Annotated in this window: 2 protein-coding genes; both read right to left on the reverse strand. The window is 74.9% G+C overall.

Annotated features, from left to right (window positions below; genetic code table 11):
- The coding region (locus DMC61_RS40995; RefSeq protein ID WP_199750243.1) for an AAA family ATPase at positions 1 to 406 on the reverse strand (406 nt) is incomplete at its 3' end.
- A partial coding sequence (locus DMC61_RS41000) for a CU044_2847 family protein (RefSeq protein WP_199750244.1) occupies positions 403 to 674 on the reverse strand: 272 nt, incomplete at its 5' end. The genes DMC61_RS41000 and DMC61_RS40995, both read right to left, overlap by 4 nt.

Consider the following 674-nt stretch of genomic DNA (forward strand, 5'->3'; position numbering starts at 1 on the left):
CGCGCTGCACGGACAGGACACCGGTGGCGGCGACGTCCAGGATGATGTCGACGAGGTGGTCGTCGAGGAGGTTGACCTCGTCGACGTAGAGCAGCCCCTTGTCCGCCGCGTCCTCCAGCAGCCCGGGTTGCGGCCGGGGCTCGCCGCGCAGGAGCGCGTCGCGGTCCCAGCCGCCGACGACGCGGTCGTCGGTGGCGTTGATGGGCAGGGTGACCGGCAGCGCGTCGTGCGCCATCAGGGCGAAGGCCCGTACGAGGGTCGACTTGGCGGTGCCGCGCGGTCCCGCCATGAGCACACCGCCGATGCGGGGGACGACGTGGTGGAGCTCCAGCGCCAGTTTCAGCTCGTCCTGGGCCACGACGCGGGAGTACGGCAGGATGCGCGGGCCCGGCAGGGCGCGGTTCACGAACCGGCCCCGTCGGCCGTGCCGGTCCCGTGGTCGTCGGGGGCGGGGGTGGGAGTGGGGTGGGGCGTGGGCACGGGGGCCGGGTGCGGGCCTGGCGCGGGAGCCGGGGCCGGGTGCGGGGCCGGGGCGGTCTGCCAGCGGGGCGTGATCTGGAGCTGGGCCTCGGCCCCGCTCTTGACGAGGGTCGCCACCCCGGCGTCGATCTTGATCGCGAGCTGCATCTCGATCTCGTCCGGCCGCAGCCCCTCCTGGAGCTCGGCGAATCGCC

The sequence above is a fragment of the Amycolatopsis sp. WAC 04169 genome, assembly GCF_003947535.1.
Taxonomy (GTDB): domain Bacteria; phylum Actinomycetota; class Actinomycetes; order Mycobacteriales; family Pseudonocardiaceae; genus Amycolatopsis; species Amycolatopsis keratiniphila.